The organism is Rossellomorea sp. LJF3 (assembly GCF_037046045.1).
Taxonomy (GTDB): Bacteria; Bacillota; Bacilli; order Bacillales; family Bacillaceae_B; genus Rossellomorea.
Genome location: NZ_JBANLY010000044.1, coordinates 1 through 7,644, shown reverse-complemented (window position 1 = coordinate 7,644; position 7,644 = coordinate 1). Strand labels below are relative to the sequence as shown.

The following is a 7,644-nucleotide window of genomic DNA, read 5'->3' as shown; positions in this document are numbered from 1 at the left end:
CGGCTTTAAAATCAATTGAAAAATGGAGCTAAAAGAGCTCCTGTTATTAAAGCTGCTTTTAAATCGGTGTAGAGTGCGGACATTGACAGTTTCGTTCATATCAGGAGGCTCGACTTCCTCCCCGGGGAATCTTGTGCCTGCAGCGGAAAGGAACGGTCCCGTTTTCATACATCATCATTACTCACTTTTAATTAAGCTTGTTTATTTATCTCAAAATTCTTAAACTAGAGGATTTCAGGGGTGAAAGTCCGAAATTACACGAACATAAATATAATTACCTATACAAACGTTCGTGTTTTGATTGACTTTCGGTTTTAGTGTTGATAAAATGAGTTTGTTTGATAAAAGAGGGAATACTAATTCCCGTCGGAGGTGGGCTTAATATGTCTTCAGTAGTAGTAGTAGGTACACAATGGGGAGACGAAGGAAAAGGAAAGATCACTGACTTCCTTTCTGAACATGCAGAAGTAATCGCGCGTTACCAAGGTGGGAACAACGCGGGTCATACGATTAAGTTTGACGGTGAAACATATAAATTACACTTAATTCCATCAGGTATTTTTTATAACGAAAAAACATCCGTAATCGGAAATGGGATGGTTGTCGATCCTAAAGCTCTTGTGAAAGAGTTAAAGTATCTTCACGATCGCAATGTGACAACAGACAACCTGAGAATCAGCAACCGTGCACATGTGATTCTTCCATATCACTTAAAATTGGACGAAATCGACGAAGAACGTAAAGGTGCCAACAAAATCGGTACAACGAAAAAAGGAATTGGCCCTGCTTACATGGATAAAGCCGCTCGTGTCGGGATCCGTATCGCAGATCTTCTGGATCGTCAATCATTTGAAGAAAAGCTTGCTCGTAACCTGGAAGAGAAAAACCGTCTTTTTGAAAAATTCTATGAAACAGGAGGCTTCGATATTAAAGACATCCTGGATGAATATTACGAGTACGGTCAGCAGATCAAGCACTATGTTGTCGATACATCCGTTGTCCTGAACGATGCCATTGATAACGGCCGTCGTGTCTTATTTGAAGGAGCTCAAGGGGTTATGCTTGATATCGATCAAGGTACATATCCGTTTGTAACATCTTCTAACCCGGTAGCTGGTGGAGTAACAATCGGTTCTGGTGTTGGTCCTACAAAAATCAACCACGTAGTCGGCGTATCCAAAGCTTACACAACCCGCGTAGGGGACGGACCTTTCCCGACGGAACTATCGAACGAAACAGGGGACAGAATCCGTGAAGTGGGCCGTGAGTACGGTACAACGACTGGACGTCCGCGCCGTGTCGGCTGGTTTGATAGTGTGGTTGTACGTCATGCCCGCCGTGTCAGCGGCTTAACGGATCTTTCATTGAACTCGATCGATGTATTAACTGGTATTGAAACATTGAAAATCTGTGTTGCTTACAAGTATAAAGGTGAAGTCATGGAAGAGTTCCCGGCTAACCTTAACATCCTGGCTGAATGTGAGCCTGTGTATGAAGAGCTTCCAGGCTGGACGGAAGACATCACAGGATGCAAGACGTTAACGGATCTTCCTGAAAATGCCCGTCATTACTTAGAGCGGGTATCACAATTGACAGGGATTCCTCTTTCCATCTTCTCAGTCGGACCCGACCGTTCTCAAACGAATGTGGTTCGCAGCGTATGGAGCCCGAATTAATGAAAAAAAAATCTCAGCCTGCTATCGGCTGGGATTTTTTTATTGGTTTAATTCTTCGTACACCCGGTCATGACAAACGACATAGAGAATGTCATCTGATTGAAGCTTACGGTTCGTAGCGTCGGTGAAATCCATATTATCATTTACGGCAAGGAGGATCGCCCCTTTTTCAAGAAGTTCCTCTGATGCCTGCTTGATCGTCTTCCAATTTTCCTTCACCTTGAATTCATGAATGTTATTTCCATACCGTTTACTGAGTAATTGTCTGAATAAGTTCGTCGTCCCGGGATGCAGGGTGGCTTTTGCCATGAGAAGGGAGACGGAATCGTTGGATAAAATAAAGTCCTCGACGGCGATATGCTGAAACTTAGGGATATGACGGTCTTCCGATACCTCCACGATCGTATGGACTTCCTTTTGATGGGTTTTTGATAATCCTTCAACAGCGGACGCTATTAACAACGTTTTACCATCTATCAGGGAAGGATCCGCGATTTTGGAATCCGAAAAGATCGCCACGCGCTTAGCTTCGAAGATATTCGCCATCAACAAGACGTTTTCATCAGAAGGGTCCCCCTGGATGAAATGGATCTGCTCATGCTCGATCGGTGTAACGGGAAGCATATCGATGAGTACAATTTCGGCATCGGGAACATTGGCGAGAATTTCTTCAATGGCCCTTTCCGTTTTCTTTGACCAATTGATGTAAATGTAATGATCTTCATATGTATACACTAATTTTCCCTCCCTTTTGAATTTCTGAAACGTGGTAATCGAATCAACGGTCTTACTGATCAACACCCCGATGATCCCGATTCCAAAGATGAAGAGGAAGATCCCAAGCATCCGTCCTCCAACTGAAACGGGAAAATAATCTCCATAACCGACAGTGGTCAAGGTCGTCATCGTCCACCAGAGTCCGTCAAAGAGCGTTGGAAAGGTTTCAGGTTCCAAAAAATGACTGCCAACGGTTCCCAACAGGATAATAATCAGAGATAATAGAAGAATGAAACCAAAGTCCATTTTGGTGATCTGTTTCCAAATCCTTTGGAAAATAAGCATACAGCCCCTCCTTTTTTGAAAAAATCATAGTTCAATCATACCAATGAACTTCCGGGAAATGAAACCTTTTCCGCAGTGGTTCGTATAGTTAAAAGAAATCATTGTAGGAGGATGGAGTTATCAATGAAAGCACCGATATTAGAATATAGATTGAGAAAAGGGAACGACACCTTCGAAGCCATTTATCATTATCAGGATATTGAGCTGGAGCAGATCCTGGCAAGAAGGGAATGTGAGTTCTTCGTTAAGGAAGGAGTCACCTACCGGCAGCTATCTTCTGCCATCGAAGGGAACTTATTCATCATTTATGTTGAAACCTATGAAGAGGAACCACTGAAGGATCCGTTGTTTCCACCGGAACGACTGGTACTGGAAATCCGGGAATTAAATCAGCGGAAAAACAATCCCATTATAAAAATAGAACACCATGATTACCATCTTGATATTCTAAGTGTCATCGGTTCTGTTTACTATTATATTGATGGGGTTGAATGGGAACGGGATTCTGCTGAAATCGATGAAGACCGTTATGTGTATATACTATATGTGAAGGCTACGGGATATAAGCTGGAGGAGGAAAGAATATGAACAAAACGAAAAAAATGATGGCGGGAGTTGCCGCGTCCGTCATGGCCATATCTGTCACTGGATGCGGAAATCAGGACCTTCCACCGGAGCCGACGGATGTAGACTGTGACGACTGGGATTGGGATGACGACAGCGGGACGTATTATTGTGATGACAATCGTTCCCCTCACTTTGGCTACTTTTGGTTCGCCGGAAGGATGTTTAAAAACAAATCAAACCTGAAAAATTTCTCGAAATACAAATCATACTCCAAAAGTTATAAATCGGGAATCGGAAGCGGCTCTAAAGGTGGATTCGGAGGATAATATGACAACCTCTCATCGTGAAAAAAGAAATGAATTTTACCACTACATTCCGGAATTTTGGCACAATTTATATGACATGGAATATGCCTTGCTGGATATCGATATCAAATCACGAGAAACGGTAGCGGAAATTCACGAAGCGTCAAGGCGGGTATACGTCATCTTTGATAAGACAGCCGACCTGCTTCGGGAGTTGGACGATGATACTCTCCTCGAGCTCGGATACCCCGAGGAATCCCTTTCTTATATTAAATTCAAATCCGTCCCGCAGGAATGTCTCATCGGGAGATTCGATTTTGTCGTTTCAGAACGAGATATGAAACTATTGGAATTTAATAGTGATACCCCTACCTTCATCAAAGAGCTCTATTACGTGAATGAAAGGGTATGTCAGTATTTTGATTGTCAAAACCCGAACGCCGGAATGGAAGAAAGATTAGCCAAGGAGTTGAAACGTGGTCTTTTATCTTCCTGGAAGTCCCTAGGCCGAAAAGGAGACGCAAAAATCGTCTTCACTTCTCATGCCGATCACGAAGAAGATTACTTGACGACAAAGTATATCCAAGAGCTTTCCGGCGTCCCTTCAGAATATGTCAGTCTGGATCAGCTGCAAATTCGGGATGATGGACTATATACTCCCAGCGGGGAGCGGATCGATGTCTTATACCGGCAAACCTATCCCGTCGAGCACCTCGTCGATGATCAAGATCCACTGACCGAAGAAAAAGTCGGTCTGGAACTGATGCATTTGGTATTGGATAGAAAGCTTGCCATCTTGAACCCTCCCTCTGCCTTTTTGCTGCAATCAAAAGGGGTGCAGGCACTCATATGGGGGCTGCATGAAGAAGGTAGTCCCTTTTTCACCGAAGAAGAACACCAGTGGATCGAACGCTACTTCCTTCCAACTTATCTCGATCCCGAACCCTTCGAAGAAAGCGGGATGACCTACGTTCAGAAACCTGCATTCGGTCGCGAAGGAGATACAGTCAAGATCTTGGAAGCGACAGGGAAGGTCTTGTTGGAAGATAAAAATGAAACCTACAAACAAACCCTCCCTGTCTATCAAAAGTTCTGCCCGCTTCCTGTCTCGGTGATTACAACCGATGAAGGGGAGAAAGAAGCAAGCCTGATGGTCGGGAGCTTCATCATCAACGGCAAACCGGGCGCCATCGGGATAAGAGCCGGAAATGCCATTACCGATAACGAATCATACTTTCTGCCTGTAGGAATACAGGAGGATTAAAAAGGAGAGAAACACATGCAAATCATTACAAGTGACGCCCTACTCAGCTTTCTGGCCCATGTCGGTACCGGCCTTGGACTCATGCTCCTCGGAATCACCGTCTTTGCCTTCACTACCAAGTTTTCAGAAGCGAAGTTAATCAAAGAAGGAAACATCGCCGTAGCACTGAAGCTGTGGGGGAAAGCCATCGGACTCGCCATTGTCATCTACACCGTCTGGGCGAACAGCCTGAACCTGCTTGACGCGTTCATCTGGGGCTTGATCGGAATCGCGACCCAGGTTATCGCCTACTGGATCATCGAGTACGTCCTCACCCCGCGCACGAACTTAGCCAAGAAAGTGGAAGAAGGAAACATCGCCATCGGATTCAGCTTATTCTCCGCAGCGATCGTTGTGGGATTGGTTGTGGCGGCTAGTTTGACTTATTGATATAGTTTGAGATGGAGATCTGCTGTTGGAGCGGTTGTGTGGCTCTGGTAGCGGGTCTTTTTTTGGTGAGGGGATTCAAGTGGAATTCATTTTTGATAATATATTTTCGGTTTTGAAAATAAAAGTGGGGTTTTTGAAAATAAAATCCTGGTTTTAGAAATAAACATTGAGGTTTTGAAAATAAAATCTAGTTGAACCGGTATAGAGTATAAATATTTACAGAGAGAGCAGGATTTTCTTAAGAAAAAGAGAATATTAATAAAAAATCAGTATTGGAGTGATGAAATGATTAGCAAAGAGCGTCCTTTTCCGATTAAAATTCAAAAACTTCAAGTCCTGTTACTTCGTATTTTAGAGAACCATCCCAAAACAAACTTTATCAAAGAAAACCTTTCAAAAAGTCTAGCCGGTTATAACGGAGAGAAATCAATCGACTATTATCTAAGCCTCCTCCCCAATAAATCCTTCTACATTCTGCATGACATACGTCTCCTAATAAACGGTCGCTATTTCCAGATTGACTCATTACTATTAACAAACAGATTTGCACTCATTTTAGAAGTGAAAAACATTGCCGGATCGATAGAGTTCGATTCAGTCTTTAATCAAATCATACAAAAGAAGAACGGTCTTGAGATTGCATTGCCTGATCCGATTGTCCAGACGGGAAGGCAGGAATCACAATTTCGCTTATGGTTACACGAGCATCACTTCCCTCCTTTTCCTATTCGTACACTCATCGTGATAAGTAATCCTCAGACAATTATCCGCTCAAATGATAAGAATGTAAGCCAGCAGGTCATCCACGCTGCTTTGCTCCCCAATAAAATATCTCAATTGAATGATGAATATCAAAAAAATATTTTATTAGATAAAGATGTTAGAAGAATGATTAAGCTAATAAAAAAATTAGATAATCCCTTGAACCCCTCAGTATTAAATCAATATCAAATACCCAGAAAAGATATTATAAATGGGGTGTTATGTGAAATGTGTAGTTATCTCCCCATAGACAGAGTACACGGTTATTGGTACTGTCCTGCCTGCAAAGTAAAATCAAAATCAGCTCACTTTAAGGCTCTCGAACATTACGATCTTCTTTTTGGTGAAGAAATAACCGGGCAACAACTAAAAGAGTTTTTAATGATTTCTTCACCTTCCCTTGCAACAAGAATATTAAATTCCGTCTGTGTAAAATCTCGTGGTAAAGGAAAGGGAAAAGTCCACATATTACCGTTTAAGCAAAAGTAGCTTAGAGAAATAACTCCAAAACCAGCGTTTCCATCAAATTATTCCCCAAGAAATAATTTTCGACAAAAAAACCAAAAAAACTGTTGCCCTCGACAATCATACTGTGATAATATTAATTTCGTTGTCACGAAAGAGGCTTTGATCAAGCCTTCGATTCGTGTTTATATATACTTAGAGAGCCATTAGCTCAGTTGGTAGAGCATCTGACTTTTAATCAGAGGGTCGAAGGTTCGAATCCTTCATGGCTCACCATTTTTTACGGCCCATTGGTCAAGCGGTTAAGACACCGCCCTTTCACGGCGGTAACACGGGTTCGAATCCCGTATGGGTCATTTTTTATTTCCTTCATAATAGACTGCTGGTTTAATAGGCAATACTATATGGAAATAGAATACATATTTTTTGTAAAAGCAAAGTAATGATAGTTATTTTTGCTAGCGCAAAGTATGGTAATATATTTTGCTGACGCAAAACAATGAAAGTTATTTTGACTATCGTCAAAGTAATGATAGTTATTTTTGCTAGCGCAAAAAAACTTTGGTCCGGTAGTTCAGTTGGTTAGAATGCCTGCCTGTCACGCAGGAGGTCGCGGGTTCGAGTCCCGTCCGGACCGCCATTTACATATCTGATATTCGTGAAATGGAAAAGGGTTTCGATAAGCGAGAAGGTCGAGGAAACGATCGAAGCTTAGCGGAAGCCGAAAACTATATGGCTCAGTAGCTCAGTTGGTAGAGCACGGTGAATAAGCTTCACCCGAGTAAACATCAGCGTACAGCTCGAGCAACTTCTTGATTCAGCTTCCTGAGAGCTGGACGATGGACTACAACATTCTAATTGTAGGGTGCATACTAAATACGGCTCAGTAGCTCAGTTGGTAGAGCAATGGACTGAAAATCCATGTGTCGGCGGTTCGATTCCGTCCTGAGCCATCACACAAAAAGTACTGCGACGACTTTGACTCTCGTAGTACTTTTTTATTAGGTTCTATAATATTTGTTGGGGTTCTTACACAATTTGAACATAAAAAATGCACGTAATCATCCAGTCTTTTATACTTGAGTTGTCGAGAAACAAGTATAGATTGGAGATA

The 7,644-nt window shown here is 42.4% G+C and carries 7 protein-coding genes and 4 tRNA genes; 10 read left to right on the top strand and 1 reads right to left on the bottom strand.

What is annotated here, in order from left to right; all coding sequences use genetic code 11:
• Positions 1 to 383 precede the first annotated feature (383 nt).
• Positions 384 to 1,676, top strand: a complete 1,293-nt coding sequence (locus tag V8G47_RS20595; protein ID WP_336201668.1) for an adenylosuccinate synthase — start codon at positions 384 to 386, stop codon at positions 1,674 to 1,676.
• Positions 1,677 to 1,715: 39 nt separating this feature from the next.
• Here V8G47_RS20595 and V8G47_RS20590 read toward each other — a convergent pair whose 3' ends face one another.
• Positions 1,716 to 2,738: an ion channel gene (locus V8G47_RS20590; protein ID WP_336201667.1), complete on the bottom strand. Its 1,023-nt coding sequence runs from the start codon at positions 2,736 to 2,738 to the stop codon at positions 1,716 to 1,718.
• 123 nt (positions 2,739 to 2,861) lie between these two features.
• On the opposite strand from V8G47_RS20590, the gene V8G47_RS20585 reads away from it, so the two are divergent.
• The 9 genes from V8G47_RS20585 to V8G47_RS20545 all read left to right on the top strand — a co-directional run bounded on the left by V8G47_RS20585 (position 2,862) and on the right by V8G47_RS20545 (position 7,483).
• Positions 2,862 to 3,326, top strand: a complete 465-nt coding sequence (locus V8G47_RS20585; protein ID WP_336201666.1) for a hypothetical protein — start codon at positions 2,862 to 2,864, stop codon at positions 3,324 to 3,326.
• Positions 3,323 to 3,631 (top strand): hypothetical protein, encoded by a 309-nt coding sequence (locus V8G47_RS20580; protein ID WP_034764803.1) that lies wholly within the window; start codon positions 3,323 to 3,325, stop codon positions 3,629 to 3,631. The genes V8G47_RS20585 and V8G47_RS20580 overlap by 4 nt, the downstream gene beginning before the upstream one ends.
• A 1-nt stretch (position 3,632) precedes the next feature.
• Positions 3,633 to 4,874 (top strand): glutathionylspermidine synthase family protein, encoded by a 1,242-nt coding sequence (locus V8G47_RS20575; protein WP_336201665.1) that lies wholly within the window; start codon positions 3,633 to 3,635, stop codon positions 4,872 to 4,874.
• Between the two features lie 15 nt (positions 4,875 to 4,889).
• Positions 4,890 to 5,303 carry a DUF350 domain-containing protein gene (locus tag V8G47_RS20570; protein ID WP_261749182.1) on the top strand — a complete coding sequence of 138 codons (414 nt, stop codon included), beginning with the start codon at positions 4,890 to 4,892 and terminating at the stop codon, positions 5,301 to 5,303.
• 285 nt (positions 5,304 to 5,588) lie between these two features.
• On the top strand, positions 5,589 to 6,554 hold the full coding sequence (locus V8G47_RS20565) for a nuclease-related domain-containing protein (protein ID WP_336201664.1): 966 nt from the start codon (positions 5,589 to 5,591) through the stop codon (positions 6,552 to 6,554).
• A 176-nt stretch (positions 6,555 to 6,730) separates the two neighbouring features.
• Positions 6,731 to 6,806: transfer RNA gene (locus V8G47_RS20560), tRNA-Lys, on the top strand.
• A gap of 8 nt (positions 6,807 to 6,814) precedes the next feature.
• Positions 6,815 to 6,886, top strand: a tRNA-Glu gene (locus tag V8G47_RS20555).
• Between the two features lie 207 nt (positions 6,887 to 7,093).
• Positions 7,094 to 7,170 (top strand) — tRNA-Asp (locus V8G47_RS20550).
• 240 nt (positions 7,171 to 7,410) lie between these two features.
• Positions 7,411 to 7,483 (top strand) — tRNA-Phe (locus V8G47_RS20545).
• Positions 7,484 to 7,644 lie beyond the last annotated feature (161 nt).